Source organism: Nonomuraea sp. AD125B (assembly GCF_041402765.1).
In the GTDB taxonomy this organism is placed as follows: domain Bacteria; phylum Actinomycetota; class Actinomycetes; order Streptosporangiales; family Streptosporangiaceae; genus Nonomuraea; species Nonomuraea bangladeshensis.
Genome location: NZ_JBGLOU010000006.1, coordinates 249,283 through 271,820 on the forward strand (window position 1 = coordinate 249,283; position 22,538 = coordinate 271,820).

A 22,538-nucleotide genomic window follows, 5' to 3' on the forward strand; every position below is an offset into this window, starting at 1 on the left:
GGTCAGCTGCTCAGGCTGTCCAGCCACGCCTGGTGCAGACCGGCGAACCGGCCCGCGGAGGCGATGAGCCGGTCGGGCGGCCCGTCCTCGACGATCTGGCCGCGCTCCATGACCAGCACCCGGTCGGCGATCTCGACGGTCGACAGCCGGTGCGCGATGATCAGCGCCGTACGGTCGGCCAGGATGGTCCGCAGCGCGCGCTGCACCAGCCGCTCGCTGGGCACGTCGAGGCTGGAGGTCGCCTCGTCGAGGATGAGCACCGCGGGGTCGGCCAGGAACGCCCGCGCGAACGCGATGAGCTGCCGCTGCCCCGCGGACATCCGGCCGCCGCGCTTGCCGACCTCGGTGTCGTAGCCGTCGGGCAGGCTCGTGACGAACTCGTGCGCGCCGATCGCCTTGGCGGCCTCGCGCACCTCCCGGTCGGAGGCCCCCGGACGGCCGAACCTGATGTTGTCCGCCACCGTGCCGCTGAACAGGAAGTTCTCCTGGGTCACCATGACCACGGCCCCACGCAGCGTCGGCTCGTCCAGCGTGCGCAGGTCCACGCCGTCGAGCAGCACCCGGCCCTCGGTCGGGTCGTAGAAGCGCGAGATCAGCTTGGCGAGCGTCGTCTTGCCCGCGCCCGTCGAGCCGACCAGCGCCACCGTCTGCCCGGCGGGGACCGTCAGGTCGAGGTCGGGCAGGATCGGCATCTCCTCCACGTAGGCGAACCTGACGTGCTCGAAACGGATCCGGCCGCGCGCCCGGCCCTGCGGAAGCGGCTGCGGATCGCGCGGCTCGGGCACCGACGGCTCCTCCTCCAGCACGCCCGACAGCTTCTCCAGGGCGGCGCTCGCCGACTGCAGCGTGTTGTAGAACTGGCTGACCTCCTGCATCGGCTCGTAGAACTGGCGCAGGTAGAGCAGGAACGCGGCGAGCACGCCGACCTTGACCTCGTCGTGCAGCGCCAGGTAGCCGCCGTAGAGCAGCACCCCGCCGACCGTGAGGTTGCCGACCAGCCTGATGCCGGTCATGAACGTCGCGCCGAGCTTCATGCCGCCCGCGTTGGCGTCGCGGTAGTCGTCGTTGAGCTGCTCGAAGATCTCCTGGTTGCGCGGCTCCCTGCGGAAGGCCTGCACCGCGCGGATGCCGGTCATCGACTCCACGAAGTGAACGATCACCAAGGCGACCGTCTCACGGGTGCGCCGGTAGACGATGGCCGACTGCCGGCGGAACCAGCGGGTGAACAGCAGCAGCAACGGCAGCGGGAGCAGCGCCATCAGGCCGAGGTGCGCGTCCAGCACCAGCAGCAGCACGGCGGTGCCGACCATGGTCAGCAGGGCGCGTACGAGCGCGTCGAAGCCCGACTGCAGCAGCTCGGCGATGCTCTCGATGTCCGAGGTGAGCCGCGAGATGACCCGCCCCGAGGTGTACTGCTCGTGGAAGCTCAGCGACAGCCTCTGGAAGTGGTCGAAGACCCGGCGGCGCAGCTCCAGCAGGGTGTTCTGGCCGATCCGGCCGGACATGTTGAGGAACGTCTGCCTGGTCACCGCCTGCACGAGGGTGGCGAACAGGATCACCCCGACCACGGTCAGCAGGACCGCCGGGCCGTCGCCGCGGGAGAGCGGCGGGATGCCCTCGTCGATGCCGATCGAGACCAGGAACGGGATGGACAGCCCGGCCGCGCTGGAGAGCACGATGGTGGCCACGAGCAGCGCGATCTGCTTGCGGTAGGGCCGCAGCAGCGCGCCGAGCAGCCGCCGCGACCGGTCGCGCAGCAGGACGGAGACCTTCTCCGGCAGCTCGTCCTGGTCCTCGGAGGCGACCCCGCGCCAGGACGCCCGCGAGGACCCGGTGGTGGTGGTGCTCATCGCAGCGCTCCTTCCGAGGCGTCGTCGAGGTCGGCGTCCTGGGCCAGCAGCTCGCGATATTCGGGCACCTCGGCCAGCAGCTCGTGGTGCTGCCCGACGTGGGTGATCGTGCCGTCGCGCAGCAGCGCCACCTTGTCGGCCAGCAGCACGGTGGAGGCGCGGTGGGCGACCACGATGCCGGTCGCGTCGCGCAGCACGTGCCGCAGCGCCTCCTCCACCAGGGCCTCGGTCTCCACGTCGAGCGCGGACAGGGTGTCGTCGAGCACCAGGATGCGCGGCCTGCTGAGCACGGCGCGGGCCAGGGCCAGGCGCTGGCGCTGGCCGCCGGACAGGGACAGGCCCTGCTCGCCGATGCGGGTGTCGAGACCCCACGGCAGGTCGTGGACGAACCCGGCCTGCGCGGTGCGGATGGCCTCGGCCAGCTCCTCCTCGGTCGCGTCGGGCCGGCCGAGCATGAGGTTCTCGCGCACGCTCATCGAGAACAGCGTCGGCTCCTCGAACGCCGTGGCCACCACCGTGCGCAGGGCGGTGAGCTCCAGGTCGCGCACGTCGTGCCCGTCGATCGTGACCCGGCCCTCGGTCGGGTCGAGCAGGCGGGGCACCAGGGCCGTCAGCGTCGTCTTGCCCGCGCCGGTCGGGCCCACGATCGCCACGGTCTCGCCGGGCCGCACCTCCAGCCGGACGTCGCGCAGCACCGGCCGCTCGGCGCCGGGGAAGCTGAACCCGACGCCCTCGAAACGCAGGTGGCCGCGGGGCCGCTCGATGGTCTCGGTGCCGCTCTCGATGGACGGGACGGTGTCCATGACCTCCATGAGGCGGTCGGCCGAGGTCATCGCCTCCTGGGCCATCGCCAGGATGTAGCCGAGGCTCGCGATCGGCCACACGAGCTGCAGCATCAGCGTGGTGAAGGCGACCAACGCGCCGAGCGTCAGCCCGCCGCCGCCGACCGCGAGCGCCCCGAGCAGCAGCACCAGGGCGAGCGTGACGTTGGGGATCACCTCCAGGAAGGAGAAGAAGCGGGCCGACATGCGCACCTTGGCGAGCGAGGTGTCGTACACCTTGAGCGCCGCGTCGTCGTAGCGGTCGTAGACGTGGTGGCGGCGGCCGAACGCCTTGATGGTGCGGATGCCGAGCGCGGACTCCTCCACGAGGGTGGCGAGGTCGCCCTGCTCGTCCTGGACCTGGCGGGAGATGCGGATGTAGCGCTTCTCGAAGCGCAGCGACGTCCACACGATCGGCACGGCCGAGGCGAGCACCAGCAGCCCGAGCGGCCAGTACATGTTGAGCAGCAGCACGGTGACGGTGATGAGCTGCAGGATGTTCATGACCAGGAACAGCAGGCCGAAGCCGAGGAAGCGGCGGATGGTCGACAGGTCCGTGGTCGCCCGCGACAGGAGCTGGCCCGACTGCCAGTCGCCGTGGAAGCGCATGGGCAGGCGCTGCAGGTGCTGGTAGAGGTCGTCGCGGATGGCGGTCTCCAGGCCGAGCACCGGTTTCACCTGGGCCCACCGCCGCAGCCAGATCAGCCCCGCCTCGATCACGCCGACGCCGAGCGCGAGCAGCCCGAGGGGGAGCAGCGCGCCGGCGTCCTTGTGGTAGACGGGGCCGTCGATGACCTGTTTGCTGATCAGGGGGAGGGCGATGCTCGCGCCTATGCCGATGATCGCCGACAGCCAGATGAAGATCAGCCTGACGACGTAGGGGCGGAGGTAGGACTTCATCCGCCACAGGGAGTTGGAGGAGAGTGAGGAGAGCAGGGGACGGCGAGGTACGTCAGTATCGGGAGGCATCCCCTCAAGGCTAATACCGGCGATCAACCCGTTTTTTGTGGCCCCGAGGTGCGTTTCACGTATGTGACCTGGGAAAACGTGAAGGATCATGCACAATGCGCGGCGTAGACTGAGAAGATGATCTCCGAAATCGACCTCGGCCATCTGCGCCGCTGCGTGGAGCTGGCCGCCGCGGCCCTGGAGGCGGGCGACGAGCCGTTCGGCTCCGTGCTCGTCTCCGCCGACGGCGAGGTGCTGTTCGAGGACCACAACCGGGTGGCCGGCGGCGACCGCACGCGGCATCCGGAGTTCGCGGCGGCCCGCTGGTCGGCCGCGCACCTCACGCCGGCCGCGCGGGCCGCGGCCACCGTCTACACCTCGGGCGAGCACTGCCCGATGTGCGCGGCCGCGCACGGTTGGGTGGGGCTCGGCCGCATCGTGTACGTCGCCTCGTCGGCGCAGCTCGCCGCCTGGCTGGGCGAGCTGGGCGTGCCGGCGCCGCCCGTCCGTACGCTGCCGATCGCCGAGATCGTGCCCGGCGTGCCGGTCGAGGGCCCGGTGCCCGAACTGGCCGAGCAGGTCAGGGAGCTGCACCGCCGCTTCCACGGCGGGACCTGACGACCTCCTCCTTGCCCTTCTGGTACAGAATGAGCCATGCCCACGAAGCCGCTCTCCCGAGCCCGGATCGTCGCGGCCGCCATCGACCTCATCGAGCGCGAGGGCGCGGACGCGGTCTCGATGCGCCGCATCGCCGCCGAGCTGGGCGTCGGCGTGATGTCCCTCTACAACCACGTGCCCAGCAAGGACGCCCTGCTGAGCGGCGTGGCCGAGGCGGTGCTGAGCGAGATCGAGTTCACCGACGACCCCGACGCCCACTGGGCCGACCGGGTGCGCGTGCAGGCGCGGGCCTTCCGGCAGATCGCCGGCCACTACCCGCGCTCGACGATGCTGGTGGTCAGCAGGCAGCTCCACTCCGCCGCCGGGCTGCTGCCGGTCGAACGGGCGCTGGCCACGCTGCGCAGCGCCGGGTTCGACGGCGCGGAGGCGGTCAGCATGCTGCGGGTGTTCATCGCCTACATCGTGGGGTCGCTGCTGCGCGAGGTCGGGGTGACGCCGGCGTTCGCGCCCGCGAGCGCCCCGGCGCTCCCGCCGGCGGGCGTGGATCCCGCGCTGTTCCCCGAGGTCGGCGCGATGGCGTCGCTGCTCGGCACGTGCGACCACGAAGGGGAGTTCGAGTTCGGGCTGGAGATGCTCATCCAGGCGGCCACGGCCCGCGCGCCGGGCACGCAGATAGGCAGGTGAGCCGGGAGGGCGCCCGTTGACCGGGCGCCCTCCCGGGCGTCGGCGAATCAGGCGTCAATACCAGTTGTGCGACCTCCAATGTCCCCATGCGCCGCACGGCCTGCCGTAGCGTCCCTTGATGTAGGCGAGGCCCCAGCGGATCTGCGTCTCCGGGTTGGACCGCCAGTCGCGGCCGGCGCCGCTCATCTTGCCCGCGGGCAGCGCCTGCGGGATGCCGTACGCGCCGGACGAGCGGTTGTAGGCGTGATGGTTCCAGTTGCTCTCCCTGGTCCAGAGCTGGTCCAGGCAGCGGAACTCCCTGAGGTTCCACGATCGCTGGACGACGTGGCCGAGGGCTATCCGCTTGTTTCTATTGGCCGGCACGACGGCCGGGATGACGGGTTGCGCTGATGTCGTCCACGTCCTGGTTCTGATCGGGAACGGCGTCTCCGCCGTCCCCGCCCAGGCCGTGGGCGTGGTGATCGTGCTGAGCGCGATCACGGGCGCGGTGAACGCGGTCAGGCCGATGAGCGTGCCGCCGCGCGCGCGTTTGCTGTCCAAAGCGATCCTTGCTTCCGGGTCGCGCGCGGACGGGCGCCCCGCAGAAACGGGGCGCCCTGCCGCTCCGCGTACGTGGCGCGCACGCGAAGGGGTCCGCCGGCTCTCCGGGATTCTGGTTCCGCCTGATCCTGCTGGGCGGCCCGGAGGGCACCGCGACGTGTCCTTTAGCACGATTCCTATTACGCGGTGTCACCACGGGTCATACATCGGGACACGCGAAGGACAGGCCTTTGTGTGATCGTTGCGGATAAAAGGCGGCCTCGCTGGGCCGGTATTGCCGGGCCGGTCGCGGCACTGACGAGGTCTTGCCGCAAAGTGCGGACAATCCTGGGGTTTGGGTCAGTACCAGTTGTGGGAGAGGAAGTGTCCCCACGCGCCGCACGGCGTGCCGTATCGCTGCTTGATATATCCGAGGCCCCATTTGATCTGGGTGCGGGGGTTCGTGCGCCAGTCGCGGCCCGATGAGGACATCTTGACGCCGGGGAGCGCCTGCGGGATGCCGTAGGCGCCGGAGCCGTTCGCGGCCCGGTGGTTCCACCCGCTCTCGCGGGCCCAGAGCCGCTCCAGGCACCTGAACTGGACGCTGTTCCAGCCGCGCGCGGCCACCATGGGCTTGGCGATCGACTTGTTCCTGCTGCTGCTCGTCTGGGAGCTCTGCGCCTGTGCGGCCGAGGCGCCGCCCGCCGCCACCAGGGTGGCGGTCAGGACGAGGACGCCGGTACGGCGGAGCATGGGCATGGATTCCCTTTCGAAGGTGACATGGACCGCGTCACCCTGCCCGATAAGCACCTTTCGTTGCGAATTGACCATGAAAGAGTAGATCGTTAGTAAAGGTAGTCGTATCTCGCTGTCCAGGGGTTTTGTCAGCTAAATGAGGTCTGCGTCACATTTTGGGCGGACCGACCGCCGAGCGGGGTTCTGTATCGTCGGATCATGAGCCTCAGTGACATCCCGCTCCGCACGCTCGCCGACGCCCCCACCACGCTCCGCGAGCTCACGTCGGGCCGCCCCGCCCTCATCGTCAACGTCGCCTCGCGCTGCGGCCTGACGCCGCAGTACAGCGGCCTGGTCAAGCTCCAGGAGCAGTACGGCCCGCGCGGCCTCACCGTCATCGGCGTGCCGTGCAACCAGTTCGCCGGGCAGGAGCCGGGCTCAGCGGAGGAGATCCAGACCTTCTGCGCCACGACGTACGGCGTGGACTTCCCGCTCCTCGCCAAGACCGAGGTCAACGGCCCCGGCCGGCACCCTCTCTACGCGGAGCTCACCCAGCTCGCCGACGCCGAGGGCGAGGCCGGCGACGTGCAGTGGAACTTCGAGAAGTTCCTGGTCGACGGCGAGGGCGCCCCGGTCGCCCGCTTCCGCCCCCGCACCACGCCGGAGGACCCGGCCGTCACCTCGGCCATCGACAAGCTCCTGAGCTGAGAGAGATCGTCCGGTTACGGTACGCGATTTCCGCTGCGGGGTATCGGTGACCCATGACGAGCAACCCGTACGCAGGAGCCCACGTCGGCTACGCCGCCGAACCCGCCGCCGCGCCGTACTCGATCGTCGAGCTGATGCCCGGCGTCCGTAACGCGCTGGACTACCTGCGGCTGCGGGCAGGGGAGCGGGTGCTGCTCATGATGGAGCACGCCGTCGACCCGGTCGTGGTGCAGGCGTTCGCGGCGGCGGCCGCGTTCCGTGACGCGGACGTGCGGATCCTGTCGGTGCCGCCGTTCAGCGCCGGCGGATGGGACCGGGAGGCGCCGCTCACCATCGAGACCGCCGCCTTCCGCGAGGCCGACGTCATCATCGCCGGGACGTGGTGGGGCGAGGTGCACACGGCCCCGCTGTTCTTCGACCAGATCAAGGCCCGCCCCTCGCGCTGGCTGTCGCTGCACATGACGGCCACCGCAGGGGCGCTGCTGACCGGCGGCCGGCTGCCCGCCGAGGTCTTCTACGCCCTGCTGCGGCGGACGCTGGAGCGCCTCTCGCCGGCCCGTTCGATCCGGGTGACCAGCGACCGGGGCACCGACGTGACCTACTCGGGGTTCACCTTCGACCCCGATCCGGGGGCGATGCGGCCGGGGGACTGGCGGCCCTTCCCGTACGGCGGCGCCAACTTCTGGCCCACGGACACCGAGGGCGTGATCGTCATCGAGGACTCCACGGTCACCGGCGTGCCCGAGGAGCCGCTGCGCGTCACGCTGGAGGGCAACCTGGTCCGCAAGATCGAGGGCGGCATGGGGGCCGAGCAGCTCCGCCGCTACGCGCCCGGCGGCTTCTACATGCGCCACGGCCTCCTCGGGCTCAACCCGAAAGTACGCGTGGCGGGCGGCACCCAGTTCGAGCGGGAGAAGCACGCGGGCGCCTTCTACTGCGGCCTCGACGGACTGACCGACGGCGTGCCGGTCACGAGCGGGCCCGGCTTCGCCCACTGCGACATCCAGGTGGACCGGCCGACGATGGTGGTGGACGGCGAGCTGTTCATCGAGCGGGGGCGGCTGCTGCTGCTCGACGATCCGGAGATCAGGGAGGTGGCGGCGCGGTTCGGGCCGCCGGAGGTCATCCTGGACGACAACCCGACGATGATCCTGCCGCGCCGCTACACCGGAGCCGTGACGGACACGGGTGCGGAGCCGGTCAGCGGCGCGGGCCGCAGCTTCCCCGGATGATCAGCTCGGTCGGCAGCACCACCGTGCGCGGCCGTCGGCCGCCAGGACGCAGCACCAGCTCGGCGGCCCGGTAGCCCATGTCGCGCCCCGGCTGCGCGATCACCGTGAGCGGCGGGGAGCAGAGCTCGGCCCACGGCACGTCGTCGTACATGACGAGCGAGACGTCCCGGGGCACCCGCAGGTCGAGCTCCCTGGCCGCCAGCACCGCCGCCTCGCCGAGCACGTTGCCCCCGGCCACCACCGCCGTCAGGTCGGGACGGCTCTGGAACAGCCCGGAGGCCGCCGCGTAGGCCGAGTCGCGGCTGCCGGTGGCGAAGACCACCAGCTCCTCGTCCACCGGCGCGCCCACCGCCTCGCGGAAGGCCGCCACCCGCCGGTCGTGCCCGGGGCCGCCGAGGAAGGCGATGCGCCGGTGCCCGAGGCCGCGCAGGTAGCGCACGGCGGTGCGGATGCCGGCGCGGTCGTCGGCCAGCACCGACGGCACGTCCGGCGGGCGCGGGCGCGCGGCGGGGATCAGGCCGTCGAGGCGCATGAGGTCGTCCACCGCGTCCTGCTGCTCCTCCTCGGCGGGCCGCGCGGGCAGACGGTCGGCGAAGACCACCGTCATCCCCGCCCGTACGGCCGGCGCCCAGGTCTCGGCGTCGCCCGTGGGGACCGCGATCAGCCGGTCCACGCTCTGCTCCAGCAGCATCCCGATCAGCTCCGACTCCTGCTCGGGGTCGTCGCCCGTGGAGCCGACCACCACGGGCTCGCCCGTCGAGCGGGCGCAGGCCAGCACGCCCTCGGCGAGCTGGCCGTAGAAGGTGTCGGTGAGATCGGGGACGAGCAGGCCCATGCCGCCGGTGCGGCGCTGGCGCAGGTTGCGGCCGAGCGCGCTCGGCCGGTAGTCGAGCTGCGCGGCGACGGCGAGCACGTGCTCCCGTGTGCGGGGGCTGGCCGAGCCGCCGGACAGCACCCTGGAGACGGTCGCGACGCCCACGCCGGCCGCCTCGGCCACATCCTTGATGGTCGCCCGCTTCTCCATGGAAACGATTCCATCATGGTTTCCGCGAAGAGGGAAGCTACGCATGCTGCCAACGCCTGGTCACACGGGAACTCTTGACACGGATCACCCTTTCCGGTGAGATGTTTGAAAACGTATCCACGTACGTGGGGACACGCTACCAATCCGGGCTTCAACGCGCCCTGGAGCACGAAGGACTGTCATGGCATCCATCGTTCTGAGCAACGTCGACAAGATCTACGCCGGTGGCGTGAAGGCCGTGAACGGACTCAACCTTGAGATCAAGGACGGCGAGTTCATGGTGCTGGTCGGCCCGTCCGGTTGCGGTAAGTCGACCGCGCTCCGGATGATCGCCGGCCTTGAGGACATCAGCGGGGGCGAGATCTCCATCGGCGAGAAGGTGGTCAACCACCTGCCGCCGAAGGACCGCGACATCGCGATGGTCTTCCAGAACTACGCGCTCTACCCGCACATGACCGTCGAGGAGAACCTCGCCTTCGGCCTCAAGCTGCGCAAGATGCCGAAGCCGGAGATCCAGAAGCGCGTCAACGAGGCCGCCAAGATGCTCGGCCTGGAGCAGTACCTCAAGCGCAAGCCGGCCGCCCTCTCCGGTGGTCAGCGCCAGCGTGTCGCCATGGGCCGCGCGATCGTGCGTGAGCCGCAGGCCTTCCTCATGGACGAGCCGCTGTCCAACCTCGACGCCAAGCTGCGCGTCTCGATGCGCGCCTCGCTCAACCAGATGCACGAGCGCCTCGGCGTCACCACCGTGTACGTCACCCACGACCAGGTCGAGGCCATGACCCTCGGCGACCGCGTCTGCGTGCTGCGCGACGGCATCCTCCAGCAGGTCGACACCCCGCAGAACCTGTTCGACAAGCCGGTCAACCTGTTCGTGGCGGGCTTCATGGGCTCCCCGGCGATGAACTTCGTCACCGCCGAGCTGGTCCGCGACGAGGGCGGCGCCGCCGTGGCCTTCGCCGGCTACAAGCTGCCCATCCCCGACTCCACCTTCACCGACAAGCCAGGCCTCGACCAGTACGTCGGCAAGAAGATCATCCTCGGCATCCGCCCGTCCGACTTCGAGGACGCGAACTCCGCCGGCAACCACGCCAACGGCTGGGCCACCCTGCCGGTCCGCGTGGAGGTCACCGAGGAGCTGGGCTCCGAGATCAACGTGCTGTTCCTCATCGACGCCCCGCCGGTCGAGCACAAGGACACCGTCGCCGCCGCCGACACCGGTGACGACGAGGAGGCGACGCTGCCGCTGGCGGGCGACAAGTCGCTGTGGACCGCCCGCGTCAACGCCCGCAGCCACGCGCGCTCCGGCCAGAGCCTCGACCTGGTCGTCGACACGCACAACCTGCACTTCTTCGACACGACCTCCGGCCTGTCCATCGGCCACGAGGCCAACCGCTGAGCGGGCTTCCCGTCTCCTGAATCCCGGCCGTGAGCTCCGCTCACGGCCGTTGGGCCCCCACCGCGACCCCCTCCCGCGGCGGGGGCCCGTTCTCATGCGGAGCCGTCAGCGGCCGATGCGGGAGGAGACGTAGCGCTGCAGGCCGCGCGGCACCAGCCGGCCGACCGCCACGATCGCCTTGTAGCGCGGGTCGGGCACGGACACCCGCTTGCCCAGCGCCAGGTCGCGCAGCCCCTCGCGGACCACGTCGTCGGCCCTGAGCCACAGGAAGCCCGGGATGCCGTTGGTGTCCATGCCGGCCCGCTGGTGGAACTCGGTGCGCACGAACCCCGGGCAGAGCGCCATGATCTTGATGCGCGGGTTGCCGACCTCGTTCGCGGCCGACTCGCTGAAGTTGACCACCCACGCCTTGGACGCGCTGTAGGTGCCCCGCGTGAAGAACGCCGCCACCGACGCGACGTTGACGATCGCGCCCCGGTCGCGCTCGCGCATGCCGGGCAGCGCGGCCAGGGTGAGCCGCAGCACCGCCTCGCAGTGCAGCCGCAGCATGCGCACCTCGTCGGCGACCGGCACCTCGGGGAAATGGCCGCGGTTGCCGAAACCGGCGTTGTTGACCAGCAGGTCGACGCCGTCGCGGACGCGCGACTCGACCGCCGCCAGGCCCTCCTCCGTCGTCAGGTCGGCGGGCAGCACCTCGACGCTCACGCCGTACCTCAGCTTGAGCTGGCCGGCGGTCTCGGTGAGGCGGGCCTCGTCACGGGCGACCAGGACGAGCGAGAAGGACTCGGCGGCCAGGCGGCGGGCGAAGGCGGCGCCGAGGCCCGCGGTGGCGCCGGTGATCAGAGCGGTGGGCATGCCCGCAACCCTAACGCCTACCCCGCGTGCCCCGCGGCACCGGAGCGGGGCCGGCCGGCGCGTTCGATCAGGCTCTCCACCTGGTCGTTGAGGCGCGCTCCCCGCGCCCAGCCGGCGTAGTGGGACAGGAACACGACCACCTCGCGCAGCTCCGTCTCGGTGAGCTCGCCGGTGCGGAGCGCGGCGTCCAGATGGATCTCCACCTGATCGTCCAGGCCCTGGCCGACGAGCAGTCCGAGGAGGAGCATCCTTCGCTCCCTGACCGGCAGGACGGTCCTCGCCCACACGTCGGCGAACCGGCGCTCGGCCATCATGCCGAAGGAGTCGACGATCTGCATTGCGGGTTCCGTCATCACGAGCTCCGGGTCGATAGGGATCCTCATATCTTTCGCTACTTCCTGGATTGAACCAATGGGGGTTGCATGAACGTTGTAGTGACCCCGACGCCACCGGAGACTCCGCCTCTCGGGCGGATCTGTAACAAATCGAGCCAAGAGCCGGGCAAGATTTGGTCAAGATTTCTCATTCCGTCGCGGGCTCATTCCCTCTGCAAAGCGGGCACAACAACTCCGTCGGTCCGTAAACCGGAGGTAAGCCCTGGTGACCAAGACACGGGCTTTGATCGCGCTCATGGTGACGGTGACCTTGCTGTCCGCCTGCGGGCAGCCGGAGTTCACCTACGTCCGTGACCGCGACGGGACGACATACTTCAAGGTGCCGTCCTCGTTCAAGCAACTCGACGCCAACCCCATCGAGCAGTATCTGTCGGGCGACCACCCGGGCTCGGCGGCGGCGGCAGTGCGCGCCCAGCGGGTCTGGTCGACGGCCTTCGACCAGTCGGCCGACCCCTCGGTCGACCATCTGCTGGGCTCCAAGGACCCCTTCGTCTACGCCACCGTGCACCAGCTCACCGAGGAGCAGCGCGACGGCATCTCGCTCAACCGGCTGCGCGACTTCGTGCTGCCGGTCACCGAGCAGGTACGCGAGCTCTACGCGCAGCAGGCCGCCGCCACCGGGCAGCCGCCGGTCTTCAGGAACTTCGAGCTCCTCGACGACCAGGTCCTGAGCCTCGACGACGGCGCCAAGGGCGTACGGGTGCGGTTCAACTACCAGATCGGCGGGGACGTCCAGACCTTCGACCACACCGCCATCCTCGGCGCGAAGGGCGACACGGTCTCCGTCATGCTCATCGCCTGCCAGACGACCTGCTACCGGCAGCGCGCCGACGAGTTCGACAGGATCGCGAGTTCCTTCAAGCTGCTCCGGCTGCCTGGATGAGGGAGCACCATTGACCAATCACCTTGAAGGGCTGCGCGCACCCGGCAGCGGGCCCTCCGATCCCGAATCCGCGACCAGGAAGAAGATGCAGTTCTGGGACCGGAGCAAGTTCCTCATCGCCCTGGTGCTCGCCTTTCTCGTCCTGGCGTGGAAGGAGACGGTCGACTTCACGGGCATCATGCCCTTCATCGACGGCATGCGGGAGATCGCCAGGAAATACCCGTGGATCTTCTGGCTGCTGGGCATCGAGTCCGTGCGTCAGCTGCACTTCCTCGTCAGCGAGCACTGGTCCGGCTACCACCGCTTCTGGAGCCAGGGGGTCTTCGGCGGCTTCGAACGGTGGGCGCACCGGCGTTTCGACGACTGGACCCGCTACCGGCTCTCCCGCGCGCTCAAGATCGCCTTTCTGATCGCGCTGGCCGCCCTGGTGCTGGGGGCGGTGCTGGGCGTCAGCCCGTTCACCGCGCTGCTGCAGGCGCCCGCGCTGATCTGGCAGGCGCTGCCGTTCTTCCTCCAGATCGTCTTCCTGTTCTTCTTCGTCATCATCCAGTTCGTCGGCCTGTTCTGGTTCCTGTCGCGCGGCGGCGTCGAGACGTACTTCCCCGACGACATCAAGACCCGCTTCGACGACGTGTGGGGGCAGGACCACGTGGTGGAGCGGGTCCGCGAGAACATCGTCTTCCTGGAACGGCCCGACGAGATCGAGCGGCGCGGCGGGTACGTCCCGAGCGGCCTGCTGCTGTGGGGCCCGCCCGGAACCGGCAAGACCCTCATGGCCGAGGCCGTGGCCGGCGAGACCGGCAAGCCGTACGTGTTCGTGGACCCGGGCGCGTTCACGAACATGTTCATGGGCATCGGCATCCTCAAGGTCAAGACGCTGTTCAGGAAGCTGCGCAAGCTGGCGCTCCGCTACGGCGGCGTCATCGTCTTCTTCGACGAGGCCGACTCGCTCGGCAAGCGCGGCCGGCTCGCCCAGCAGGGCCCCAACGTGCCCGGCGGCGGCTTCTCCGCGATGACGGACGCGCACGGCTGCCACGGCTTCGGCTACCTGTCGGAGCCGACCCGGCAGATGCTCACCTTCCGCTCCCGGCGCGAGGAGCGCGACGAGCCCGGCACGCGCGAGCGCTTCATGATGGGCGGCGGCATGATGGGCGGCGGCGACCCCGGCACCCTCCAGGCGCTGCTCACCGAGCTGTCCGGGCTCAAGAAACCGCGCGGCTTCGTCAACCGGTTCGTCCGCCGGCTGCTCGGCATGCGGCCCAAGCCGCCGCCCAAATACCGCATCCTCGTCATGATGGCCACCAACCGGCCCGACGCGCTCGACGAGGCGCTGCTGCGGCCCGGCCGCATCGACCGCATCTACAAGGTCGGCTATCCGTCCAAGGCCGGGCGGGTGCGCACCTACCAGGGCTACTTCGACAAGGTCTGGCACGAGCTCACCCCGGAGCAGATCGACAAGCTCGCCACCATCACCCCGTACGCGACGGGCGCCACGATCAAGGACCTGGTCAACGAGTCCCTGATCACCGCCATCCGCGACGGCAGGGAGATCATCACCTGGTCCGACGTGCTGCGCGCCAAGCGGCTCAAGCAGCTCGGCCCGCCCGAGGACGTCGAGTACATCGAGCGCGAGCGGCACGCCGTCGCCGTGCACGAGGCCTGTCATGCCGTGGTGGCGTACGCGACCAGGTTCCACCTGGAGATCGACATCGCCACCATCGAGAAGGGCGCCGACTACCTCGGCATGGTCGCCTCGATCAAGCCCGAGGACCAGTTCACCCGATGGAAGTCCGAGCACGAGGCCGACATCATGGTGTCGCTGGCGTCGCTGGCCGGCGAGCGCATGTTCTTCGGCGAGGACAACTCCTCCGGCGTCTCCGGCGACCTGTTCTCAGCGACCTATCTGACGGCCATGATGGAGTCGTACTGGGGCATGGGGTCGGGCGTCACCTCGCTGCCCGCGCTCCAGGAGCTGGAGATCCTGGGCGGCAAGGCCGTGCGCAAGCGCCCGGCCGGCGGGGGCGGCGGCATCGGCATCACCGACAGGGAGCCGGCCAGGCGCGAGCCCGACCTCACCCCCGACGTGCTGGGGGAGCGGATCGAGTTCAACCTGGTACGGCTGCTGGAGCGGACCGAGGAGCTGCTGCGCGAGCACCGCAGGGAGGTGCTCTGCGTGGCGCACGCGCTGGAGACGCACAAGACGCTCAACGGCGACGACGTCGTGGCGATCATCCGGCGCGAGCCGGGGCCGCTCGTCGACGGCACCGTCTACGCCTCCGACACGCTCTACGAGGAGCTGGAGGAGTACCACGCGGAGGCGGCGCGGGCGCACCGGGAGCACAGCCGGGTCGAGCGCGAGCTGCCGGGCCCGGCCCGCGCGCCCGTCCCGGCGGCGGCGGCCCACGCGGGGGGCACCGTCGCGACGACCGTCCAGATCGGACCCCCGCCCCCGCCCCCGGGGGTGATCGTGCCGCCCCCGACCCCACCTCCCGCAGCCCCGGGGGAGGGCGTCGAGCGGCCGGAGTTCGTGCCGTGGGCGGCCGAGCAGCGGCCGCCCACGCCGGCGGCGCCGGTGGTGGTCGGGCCGGCGGCCACCGTGCCGGGGCCCTCGCGGGGACGCCGGGCCGCGGGCAGGGTGTGGCTGGTCGTCGCCAGCCTGCTCGGCCTGGTCGTGCTGTCCGTCATCGCCGCGCTGGCCGTGACGGGCGCGGGCGGCGACCTGCTCAACGCCGCCGGTTCCCCGGGGATCGCCTCTCCGGGGCTGCTGCTGGTGCTGTTCGTGGTGATCGTCGCGGTCATCGTGGGCGGCGGGCTCGCGCTGGTCGCGGTCAAGGGCGTGCGCGCGGCCCAGGCGAAGGCCGAGCGAGAGCGCGACGAGGCGCACGCGCGGGCCCAGCTCCTCGCCGCCGCCATGGACCCGGACACCGCGCTGCGGCTGCTCGGCTACGACGGCAACGGGAACGGCAACGGGCGCGACGGCCGTACCTGACCCCGGGCCCGAGGAGCGCGGCCGGAGCCTTCAGCGGCTCCGGTCGCGCTCCTCGCGTTCCTGGTGCCGGTCGTGCTCCTCGTGGACCCGGCGCAGCAGCGCCAGCAGCTTGTCCTCCTCGCGGATGCGCCTGCGGTACTTCTCCGGCAGCTCCCGCAGGTCCCGCTCCTTGGCGCACACCTTCGCGAACAGCTCCGCCCGCCGCTTCGGGTCGTGCTCGACCTCCAGGTACTCCTGGGTGTAGCGGCGCGCGGCCGAGACGGTGCTCTGCGCCCGGCCCTTCGGGCTGGCCAGCGAGGCGACCACGGTGATCAGCAGGACGGAGATGATCACTATCAGGGACAGGCCGGTGCTGATCTCGACGACCGGCACGGGCTCGCCGTCGTTGATGAACGGCACGTTGTTCTCGTGCAGCGCGTGCAGGATCAGCTTGACCCCGATGAAGCCCAGGATGACGGCCAGGCCGTAGGCCAGGTAGATCAGCCGGTCGAGCAGGTCGTCGATGAGGAAGTAGAGCTGGCGCAGCCCCAGCAGCGAGAACGCGGTGGCGGTGAAGACGATGTAGACGTTCTGGGTGAGGCCGAAGATCGCGGGGATCGAGTCGAGCGCGAACAGGATGTCGGTGCCGCCGATGGCGATCATCACCAGCAGCATCGGCGTCATGACCCGCCGGCCGTCCTTGACGGTGAACAGCCGGTCGCCGTCGTAGGCGTCCGTCGCGGGGAAGACCCGGCGGGCCAGGCGCACCATGAGGTTGTCGGGGGAGTGGCTCTCCTCGCTCTCGGGCTTGAGCAGGTTGCCCGCGGTGAGCAGCAAGATCAGGCCGAACAGGTAGAACACCCAGGCGAAGGTGTTGATCAGGGCCGCGCCCAGCAGGATGAACAGCGTCCGCGCGACGAGCGAGAACACGATGCCGAACAGCAGCGCCTTCTGCTGGTCGGCGCGCGGCACCTTGAAGCTCGACATGATGACGAGGAAGACGAAGAGGTTGTCGACCGACAGCGCCTTCTCCGTCACGTAGCCGGCGAAGTACTCGGCGCCGGGGTCGGAGCCGCCGAAGAACCACACGCCGGCGCCGAAGACGAGGGCGATGCCGACGTACAGGGCCGACCAGAGCGACGCCTCGCGCAGCGTGGGGATGTGCGCCTTGCGCACGTGGAAGAAGAAGTCGAACAGCAGCAGCGCGACGATCCCGGCGATCGTGAGACCCCAGACCAGCGGCGAGACGCTCATGAGTAACGTCTGTCCCACCTTCCGCTGGTTATGCCTCCCGTGACCCTCCCGTGAGGCTGCCTGCGCCTTAACACGGCGTTCACATTCGGGCAAAAAGCGGGAAACGGCCGTCCGCAAGACTCGGCGTGGCTGGAAGAGACGTGAAAGGGACCACCGTGAGCTACAAGGCTGAGTACATCTGGATCGACGGCACCGAGCCGACCGCCCTGCTGCGCTCGAAGACCAAGATCGTGGCTGACGGGGTCGAGCCGCCGGTGTGGGGCTTCGACGGCTCCAGCACCAACCAGGCCCAGGGCCACGCGTCCGACCGCGTGCTCCGCCCGGTCTTCACCTGTCCCGACCCGATCCGCGGCGGCGACGCCAAGCTCGTGCTGTGCGAGGTCGAGGAGATCAACGGCGAGCCGCACGCCAGCAACACCCGCGCCCTGCTGCGTCCGATCGCCGAGCAGTTCGCCGACCAGGAGTCCTGGTTCGGCATCGAGCAGGAGTACACCTTCTTCAAGGGCAGCCGCCCGCTCGGCTTCCCCGAGGGCGGTTTCCCCGCCCCGCAGGGCCACTACTACTGCGGCGTGGGCGCCGAGGCCGTGTTCGGCCGCGAGATCGTCGAGCTGCACCTCGACCGCTGCCTGGCCGCCGGCCTGAAGATCTCCGGCATCAACGCCGAGGTCATGCCCGGCCAGTGGGAGTTCCAGGTCGGCCCGGCGGGCCCGGTCGAGGTCGCCGACCACCTGTGGGTCGCCCGCTACCTGCTCTACCGGACCGCCGAGGAGTTCGGCGTGGAGGCCACCCTCGACGCCAAGCCCGCCCGCGGCGACTGGAACGGCGCCGGCGCCCACACCAACTTCTCGACCAAGGCCATGCGTGAGGGCTACGACGCCATCATCACCGCCTGCGAGGCGCTCGGCGAGGGCGACAAGCCGATGGAGCACGTGCGCCAGTACGGCGCCGACATCGAGCTCCGCCTCACCGGCCACCACGAGACCGCCCCCTGGAACAAGTACACCTACGGCGTCTCCGACCGCGGCGCCTCGGTGCGCATCCCGTGGCAGGTCGAGGTGGACAGGAAGGGCTACATCGAGGACCGCCGCCCCAACGCCAACGTCGACCCGTACGTGGTCACCCGCCTGCTGGTGAACACCTGCTGCGCGGCGCTGGAGAAGGCCGGCCAGGTCTGATCCCAGACGTGAAAGGGGGCTCCCGCCGGGCGGGAGCCCCCTCTTCGCGCGCTCAGGGCAGGCGGGTCTCGGCGAGCCGGAAGTCCAAGTCGGGGACGATCTCCGCGACGTCCATCTGCGCCTTCTGCAGCCGGCCCGAGTGGTCCCAGTTCATCGCCTGCCAGCGGGTGAACTGGTCGAGCACCCACATGCCCGACTGGCGGCTGCCGTTGCCCGACTTGCCGTTGCCGCCGAACGGCAGGTGCGCCTCGGCCCCGGAGGTGGAGTTGTTGACGCTGACCATGCCGGCCGAGACGCCCTCGCGGAAGCGGAAGGCGCTGCGCGCATCGCTCGTGTAGATCGAGCTGGACAGGCCGTAGCCGGGCAGGTTGGCCAGCTCGACGGCCTCGTCCAGGGTGCTGAACGTCGTGACGCCCACGATCGGGCCGAACGTCTCCTCCATGAACAGGCGGTCGCCGGGACGTACGCCGTCCACGACCACCGGGTGGTAGTAGAGGCCCTCGCCGCCGTCGAAGCCGCCGCGCGGGTTGTCCTTCGTGATGCGCCCCACCGGCCCCGACACCACCGTGTGGTGCGGCTGGATCCAGGTGAGGTATTCCTCGTAGCGGTCGGCGAACTTGCGGTCGAGCAGCGGCCCGGCCAGCACGTCACCGGTGGGGTCGCCGACGGTGGCGGCCGCCAGCGCCCGCACCAGCCGCTCGACGAACGCGTCGTGGACGCTCTCGTGCACGATCGCCGTGCCGAGGCTGGTGCAGCGCTGACCCGCGGTGCCGAAGCCGGAGAACAGCGCGCCCTCGGCGGCGAGGTCGAGGTCGGCGTCCGGCATGATCACCATGGGGTTCTTGCCGCCCAGCTCCAGGCAGGCCGACTGCAGGTGCCGGCCGGTCAGCTCGCCGACGCGCCGCCCGACCTCGCTGGAGCCGGTGAAGCCCACCTTGTGCACGGTGCCCTCCCCGAGCGCCCGCTCCAGGCCCGCGAACGTCTCCGCGCCGTCCGCGAAGAGCACGTTGAGCACGCCGTCGGGCAGGCCGGCCGCGGTGAAGAGCTGGAACATGGCGTGGGCGGAGGCGGCGGCGTACTCTGCGGGCTTCCACACCACCGCGTTGCCGCACAGCAGGGCCGGGACGAGATACCACGAGGGGACGGCAACCGGGAAGTTGCCCGCCGTGATGACCGCCGCCACGCCGACCGGGTTGCGGAAAGTGAACAGGTTCTTGTCCGGCATCTCCGACGGCACCGTCTGGCCGTACAGCCGGCGGCCCTCGCCCAGGAAGAAGTCACAGGTGTCGACGATCTCGCGGACCTCGCCCAGCGCCTCCGCGTACGGCTTGCCGATCTCCTCGGTCACCAGCCGGGCCAGCGCCTCGGCGTTGGCCTCCACCAGCCGCCCGATCGAGGCGATCACCCGGCCGCGCACCGGCGCCGGCACCTTCGCCCACTCGCGCTGCGCCTCCGCCGCGGTGCGGCAGGCGGCGGCGAACGTGGCGGCGTCCGCCAGGCCGACCCGCGCCACGACCTCGGCCGGCCTGGCCGGGTTGGTCGAGTCGTACGTGGCCGTGCTCGCGGCCTCCTTGCCGCCCACGACGGACATGATTTGTCGGCTCACCGGGCCTCCTCCGTAAGTGTTGCGGTAGACGTTAGCCCTCCTGAGCCAATTTACGTAGCTCCGGCCCATAGGCGGGATCGGCGAGCGCGGCGGCGAACTGTGCCTTCAGGTAGTTGAGCGGAGTGCCGGTGTCCCACCAGGTGCCGTCGATGACCTGCCCGTAGACCGGGTTGCCGGCGGCGGCGTGGCGGTGCAGGGCGTCGGTGAGGTAGATCTCGCCCTCGGGGTGCTCGTGCCAGCGGCGGGTGGCGGCCTCCAGCTCCGCCACCACGCCCGGGGTGACGACGTAGCCGCCGATGGCGGCGTAACGGGACGGGGCCTCCTCCGGGCGCGGCTTCTCCACCAGCCCCGAGATGCGCAGCCGGCCGCCGCCGAGATCCTCCTCGACCACGGGGACGCCGTAGCGGGAGGCGTCCTCGACCGCCATCGGCATCAGGGCCAGCACCGGGGCCCCCGTCGCCTCGTAGGCGGACTTGAGCTGCCGGGCGCGCGGCACCTCGGCCACGAACACGTCGTCGGCCCACAGCACCATGAACGGCTCGTCGCCGATGACGCGGGCGGCGTTGAGCACCGGCGTGCCGTTGCCGTAGGGGCCGTTCTGGTACAGGTACGTGATGTGGGCCAGCGACGACAGCTCGGCCATCGCCGCCGCCAGCTCGTCCTTGCCGGCCGCGGCCAGTTGCGCCTCCAGGTCGGCGTCGGGCGCGAAGTGCCGCTGGACCAGCTCCTTGCGTGAGGAGGTGACGATGGTGATGTCGTCGATGCCCGACTCCACCAGCTCCCTGATCGTGTGCTCGATGACGGGCTTGTCGCCGATCGGCAGCATCTCCTTCGGCAGCGCCTTGGTCAGAGGCAGCAGCCTCGTGCCCAGACCGGCCACCGGGATCACGGCTTTGCGCACCACGTGGGTCTCCTTCGCGAGGTGTGGGCACGTCACCGGGATCATTTCATGACGAAATCACCACGAACGGTTCGGTGCGGACGTCTCGGCCGAGCTCGCGATGTCCTTCCGCGTGGTCAGCGCCAGCTGTTCCGCGAGGTCGGCGAGGGCCCGCGAGGCCGCCAGCTCGTCGCCGATCAGGGGCACCGACGGGTCCGACGGGTTGCGTCGCGCCCGCCCCTGGCCCGTCACCTCGACACCGGCGTCGGTCACCAGTTCCGCCCGCGCCGAGGTGTCGTCGCCGTCCTCGGTCAGCTCCAGGCGTACGTTCCATTCTTTCGCTCTCATGGCACCCGGCTGCCCACCCGCGGCTCGAGGAAACTCCGCCGGAACTCGCGTTCGGCCAGTGTCTTCACGGCGGCCAGCCGGCCGCGTACGGCGAGGAAGTCGGCCGACTGCGACAGCAGCAGATAGACGAGGCCCGGCACGCCCGGGCGGCAGCGGATCCGCTGCCGCGACACCAGCCGCGTGCGCCCCTCGCCGAGGTCGCGCAGCGCGATCGTCCAGGCCAGCGTGACGTGGAAGGCGCGGATGGACAGCACCAGCAGCCGGTCCGGCTCCGCCTGCGTCACCCGGTAGCCCACGTCGCCGCCTTTGGCAGGCAACAGGTCGCCGACCCCGAGCTTCCCCGGCTCCGGCGCGAAACCCTGGTCAGGGCCGCTCACCTGCGCCAGCCACGGCCACACCGCCTCCGGCGGCGCCTCGATCGTGACGGCGCGGGTCGCGACGACGTGCGGGTGCGTCACCAGCTCGTCGCCCGGCAGCGCCGCGCGGGCCTCCTCGCGGGTCGCGCCCCAGCGCAGCAGCCGGGGACGGACGAGCAGCAGGTACGCGACCGGCACGGCCGCCCACCAGAACGGCCGGGGGTTGGAGAAACCTCTCATGTCTTCAGTGTCCGTTCTGCCCCTTGACGGCGGCCAGTGCCGAAGGGCGGTGGCGGGGCGGACGTTCGGATGGGCGTGCGGAGGGTCCTTCGGCCCCCGCCTGATGGACCTCCGGCCCTGCGCCCTGCGCCCGCCCGCGCGCTGCGATGGAAGGACGAGAGGAGGCCATCATGATCGTGGTGGGTGTGGACGGATCGATGACCGCGCGGGCGGCGGTGGACTGGGCGGCCGCGGACGCCTTCCGCGCTCACCTGCCGCTGCGGATCGTGCACGCGGTGGACCGCTCGCCGTACCAGGTGGACAGGTCCGGCGGTTCAGGGGGCGCCGACACGCTGGTCCGCGAGGGGCAGCGGGTGCTGCGCGAGGCCGTCGCCCTGGCGCGCGAGCGGCAGCCCTCGGTCGAGGTGACGACGCGGGACCTCGAAGGCTCGCCCGTGGCCGTGCTGCGCGAGCAGGCGGAGCGGGCCGGCGAGATCGTGCTCGGCAGCCGGGGGCTCGGCGGCTTCGCCGGGACGCTGCTCGGCTCCGTCAGCGCGCAGGTGGCCGGGCAGGCGCGCTGCCCCGTCGTCGTCGTACGCGGCGAACGGCGGCCCCGGCAGGGCAGGATCGTGGCCGGCGTGGACGACTCGCCCGCGTCGGAGCCCGCGCTCGCCTACGCCTTCCAGCAGGCGGACCTGCGCGGCAGCGCCCTCCAGGTCGTGCACGCCTTCGCGCCGGAGATCGCCCGCGACCTCGACGAGGTGTGCGCCGACCGGCACCGGGTCGTCCAGAAGCGGCTGCGGGCCTTCCGCGAGCGCTATCCGCACCTGGAGGTCGAGGAGACCGTCAGGTTCGCCCACCCGGTGGACGCGCTCACCGCGGCCTCCGCCGAGGCCGACCTGGTGGTGGTCGGCTCCCACGGGCGCGGGCCGTTCGGCGCGGCGGTGCTCGGCTCGGTCAGCCGGGGCGTCCTGCACCACGCCCGCTGCACCGTCGCCGTCGTACGGGCTCCGGGAGCGGACGTCCCCGCGCAGAGGACTTAAGCCACCACCGGCACGGGACGT

The 22,538-nt window shown here is 70.8% G+C and carries 21 protein-coding genes; 9 read left to right on the top strand and 12 right to left on the bottom strand.

Annotation, left to right across the window (positions count from 1 at the left end):
- Window positions 1-2: 2 nt before the first annotated feature.
- Both ACBR40_RS18110 and ACBR40_RS18115 read right to left on the bottom strand, forming a co-directional pair.
- A complete protein-coding gene (locus ACBR40_RS18110; RefSeq protein ID WP_344212045.1) occupies window positions 3-1,850 on the bottom strand; it encodes an ABC transporter ATP-binding protein in 1,848 nt (615 codons plus the stop codon).
- Complete coding sequence (locus ACBR40_RS18115; protein ID WP_371249470.1) at window positions 1,847-3,571, bottom strand: ABC transporter ATP-binding protein; 1,725 nt, start codon at window positions 3,569-3,571, stop codon at window positions 1,847-1,849. The genes ACBR40_RS18110 and ACBR40_RS18115 overlap by 4 nt, the downstream gene beginning before the upstream one ends.
- Before the next feature lie 186 nt (window positions 3,572-3,757).
- Between ACBR40_RS18115 and ACBR40_RS18120 the strand changes: the two genes are divergently transcribed.
- Complete coding sequence (locus tag ACBR40_RS18120; RefSeq protein WP_371249471.1) at window positions 3,758-4,237, top strand: nucleoside deaminase; 480 nt, start codon at window positions 3,758-3,760, stop codon at window positions 4,235-4,237.
- Between the two features lie 36 nt (window positions 4,238-4,273).
- Window positions 4,274-4,921: a TetR/AcrR family transcriptional regulator C-terminal domain-containing protein gene (locus ACBR40_RS18125; RefSeq protein WP_344212039.1), complete on the top strand. Its 648-nt coding sequence runs from the start codon at window positions 4,274-4,276 to the stop codon at window positions 4,919-4,921.
- Between the two features lie 54 nt (window positions 4,922-4,975).
- On the opposite strand, the gene ACBR40_RS18130 is transcribed toward ACBR40_RS18125, so the two are convergent.
- Window positions 4,976-5,461 carry a transglycosylase SLT domain-containing protein gene (locus ACBR40_RS18130; protein WP_364444590.1) on the bottom strand — a complete coding sequence of 162 codons (486 nt, stop codon included), beginning with the start codon at window positions 5,459-5,461 and terminating at the stop codon, window positions 4,976-4,978.
- A 339-nt stretch (window positions 5,462-5,800) separates the two neighbouring features.
- Window positions 5,801-6,193 (bottom strand): transglycosylase SLT domain-containing protein, encoded by a 393-nt coding sequence (locus ACBR40_RS18135; protein WP_344212035.1) that lies wholly within the window; start codon window positions 6,191-6,193, stop codon window positions 5,801-5,803.
- 201 nt (window positions 6,194-6,394) lie between these two features.
- On the opposite strand from ACBR40_RS18135, the gene ACBR40_RS18140 reads away from it, so the two are divergent.
- Entirely contained in the window at window positions 6,395-6,883 is a 489-nt protein-coding gene (locus ACBR40_RS18140; protein ID WP_344212033.1) for a glutathione peroxidase, read from the top strand.
- A 53-nt stretch (window positions 6,884-6,936) separates the two neighbouring features.
- Entirely contained in the window at window positions 6,937-8,115 is a 1,179-nt protein-coding gene (locus ACBR40_RS18145; RefSeq protein WP_344212031.1) for a hypothetical protein, read from the top strand.
- On the opposite strand, the gene ACBR40_RS18150 is transcribed toward ACBR40_RS18145, so the two are convergent.
- Window positions 8,084-9,139 carry a LacI family DNA-binding transcriptional regulator gene (locus ACBR40_RS18150; RefSeq protein WP_371249472.1) on the bottom strand — a complete coding sequence of 352 codons (1,056 nt, stop codon included), beginning with the start codon at window positions 9,137-9,139 and terminating at the stop codon, window positions 8,084-8,086. The two genes, ACBR40_RS18145 and ACBR40_RS18150, sit on opposite strands and share 32 nt — an antisense overlap.
- Window positions 9,140-9,320: 181 nt before the next feature.
- Here ACBR40_RS18150 and ACBR40_RS18155 point away from each other — a divergent pair, with 181 nt between their 5' ends.
- Complete coding sequence (locus ACBR40_RS18155; protein WP_329574150.1) at window positions 9,321-10,535, top strand: sn-glycerol-3-phosphate ABC transporter ATP-binding protein UgpC; 1,215 nt, start codon at window positions 9,321-9,323, stop codon at window positions 10,533-10,535.
- A 105-nt stretch (window positions 10,536-10,640) separates the two neighbouring features.
- Here the strand turns inward: ACBR40_RS18155 and ACBR40_RS18160 are convergent, their stop codons facing one another.
- A complete protein-coding gene (locus ACBR40_RS18160) occupies window positions 10,641-11,390 on the bottom strand; it encodes an SDR family oxidoreductase (RefSeq protein ID WP_344212026.1) in 750 nt (249 codons plus the stop codon).
- A 17-nt stretch (window positions 11,391-11,407) separates the two neighbouring features.
- Window positions 11,408-11,743: a carboxymuconolactone decarboxylase family protein gene (locus tag ACBR40_RS18165; protein ID WP_344212024.1), complete on the bottom strand. Its 336-nt coding sequence runs from the start codon at window positions 11,741-11,743 to the stop codon at window positions 11,408-11,410.
- Between the two features lie 247 nt (window positions 11,744-11,990).
- Between ACBR40_RS18165 and ACBR40_RS18170 the strand changes: the two genes are divergently transcribed.
- Window positions 11,991-12,668: a hypothetical protein gene (locus ACBR40_RS18170; protein WP_344212022.1), complete on the top strand. Its 678-nt coding sequence runs from the start codon at window positions 11,991-11,993 to the stop codon at window positions 12,666-12,668.
- A gap of 10 nt (window positions 12,669-12,678) precedes the next feature.
- Window positions 12,679-15,657, top strand: coding sequence for an AAA family ATPase (locus tag ACBR40_RS18175; protein ID WP_371249473.1), 2,979 nt, complete (start codon window positions 12,679-12,681; stop codon window positions 15,655-15,657).
- A gap of 30 nt (window positions 15,658-15,687) precedes the next feature.
- Here ACBR40_RS18175 and ACBR40_RS18180 read toward each other — a convergent pair whose 3' ends face one another.
- Complete coding sequence (locus tag ACBR40_RS18180; RefSeq protein ID WP_344212018.1) at window positions 15,688-16,908, bottom strand: TerC family protein; 1,221 nt, start codon at window positions 16,906-16,908, stop codon at window positions 15,688-15,690.
- Window positions 16,909-17,045: 137 nt separating this feature from the next.
- On the opposite strand from ACBR40_RS18180, the gene glnII reads away from it, so the two are divergent.
- The gene (gene glnII, locus ACBR40_RS18185) at window positions 17,046-18,065 is read left to right on the top strand and encodes a glutamine synthetase (protein ID WP_344212016.1); all 1,020 of its coding nucleotides are present in this window, start codon (window positions 17,046-17,048) and stop codon (window positions 18,063-18,065) included.
- A gap of 52 nt (window positions 18,066-18,117) precedes the next feature.
- Here the strand turns inward: glnII and ACBR40_RS18190 are convergent, their stop codons facing one another.
- The 4 genes from ACBR40_RS18190 to ACBR40_RS18205 are packed head-to-tail and all read right to left on the bottom strand — an operon-like array spanning window position 18,118 to window position 21,495.
- The gene (locus ACBR40_RS18190) at window positions 18,118-19,671 is read right to left on the bottom strand and encodes an aldehyde dehydrogenase family protein (RefSeq protein WP_371249474.1); all 1,554 of its coding nucleotides are present in this window, start codon (window positions 19,669-19,671) and stop codon (window positions 18,118-18,120) included.
- A 31-nt stretch (window positions 19,672-19,702) separates the two neighbouring features.
- Window positions 19,703-20,575, bottom strand: a complete 873-nt coding sequence (locus ACBR40_RS18195) for a UTP--glucose-1-phosphate uridylyltransferase (RefSeq protein ID WP_371249476.1) — start codon at window positions 20,573-20,575, stop codon at window positions 19,703-19,705.
- Between the two features lie 54 nt (window positions 20,576-20,629).
- A complete protein-coding gene (locus tag ACBR40_RS18200; RefSeq protein ID WP_344212010.1) occupies window positions 20,630-20,899 on the bottom strand; it encodes a DUF1876 domain-containing protein in 270 nt (89 codons plus the stop codon).
- Window positions 20,896-21,495: a hypothetical protein gene (locus ACBR40_RS18205; RefSeq protein WP_371249477.1), complete on the bottom strand. Its 600-nt coding sequence runs from the start codon at window positions 21,493-21,495 to the stop codon at window positions 20,896-20,898. The genes ACBR40_RS18200 and ACBR40_RS18205 overlap by 4 nt, the downstream gene beginning before the upstream one ends.
- Window positions 21,496-21,665: 170 nt before the next feature.
- Here ACBR40_RS18205 and ACBR40_RS18210 point away from each other — a divergent pair, with 170 nt between their 5' ends.
- Window positions 21,666-22,517, top strand: coding sequence for a universal stress protein (locus ACBR40_RS18210; RefSeq protein ID WP_371249478.1), 852 nt, complete (start codon window positions 21,666-21,668; stop codon window positions 22,515-22,517).
- Window positions 22,518-22,538 lie beyond the last annotated feature (21 nt).

Excerpts from the sequence above, each read along its gene's own strand:
- ACBR40_RS18125 (WP_344212039.1), top strand. The coding sequence starts at position 4,274 with ATGCCCACGAAGCCGCTCTCCCGAGCCCGGATCGTCGCGGCCGCCATC.
- ACBR40_RS18165 (WP_344212024.1), bottom strand. The coding sequence starts at position 11,743 with ATGACGGAACCCGCAATGCAGATCGTCGACTCCTTCGGCATGATGGCC.
- ACBR40_RS18160 (WP_344212026.1), bottom strand. The coding sequence starts at position 11,390 with ATGCCCACCGCTCTGATCACCGGCGCCACCGCGGGCCTCGGCGCCGCC.
- ACBR40_RS18110 (WP_344212045.1), bottom strand. The coding sequence starts at position 1,850 with ATGAGCACCACCACCACCGGGTCCTCGCGGGCGTCCTGGCGCGGGGTC.
- ACBR40_RS18140 (WP_344212033.1), top strand. The coding sequence starts at position 6,395 with ATGAGCCTCAGTGACATCCCGCTCCGCACGCTCGCCGACGCCCCCACC.
- ACBR40_RS18135 (WP_344212035.1), bottom strand. The coding sequence starts at position 6,193 with ATGCTCCGCCGTACCGGCGTCCTCGTCCTGACCGCCACCCTGGTGGCG.
- ACBR40_RS18145 (WP_344212031.1), top strand. The coding sequence starts at position 6,937 with ATGACGAGCAACCCGTACGCAGGAGCCCACGTCGGCTACGCCGCCGAA.
- ACBR40_RS18155 (WP_329574150.1), top strand. The coding sequence starts at position 9,321 with ATGGCATCCATCGTTCTGAGCAACGTCGACAAGATCTACGCCGGTGGC.
- ACBR40_RS18120 (WP_371249471.1), top strand. The coding sequence starts at position 3,758 with ATGATCTCCGAAATCGACCTCGGCCATCTGCGCCGCTGCGTGGAGCTG.
- ACBR40_RS18210 (WP_371249478.1), top strand. The coding sequence starts at position 21,666 with ATGATCGTGGTGGGTGTGGACGGATCGATGACCGCGCGGGCGGCGGTG.
- ACBR40_RS18200 (WP_344212010.1), bottom strand. The coding sequence starts at position 20,899 with ATGAGAGCGAAAGAATGGAACGTACGCCTGGAGCTGACCGAGGACGGC.
- ACBR40_RS18205 (WP_371249477.1), bottom strand. The coding sequence starts at position 21,495 with ATGAGAGGTTTCTCCAACCCCCGGCCGTTCTGGTGGGCGGCCGTGCCG.
- ACBR40_RS18150 (WP_371249472.1), bottom strand. The coding sequence starts at position 9,139 with ATGGAGAAGCGGGCGACCATCAAGGATGTGGCCGAGGCGGCCGGCGTG.
- ACBR40_RS18115 (WP_371249470.1), bottom strand. The coding sequence starts at position 3,571 with ATGAAGTCCTACCTCCGCCCCTACGTCGTCAGGCTGATCTTCATCTGG.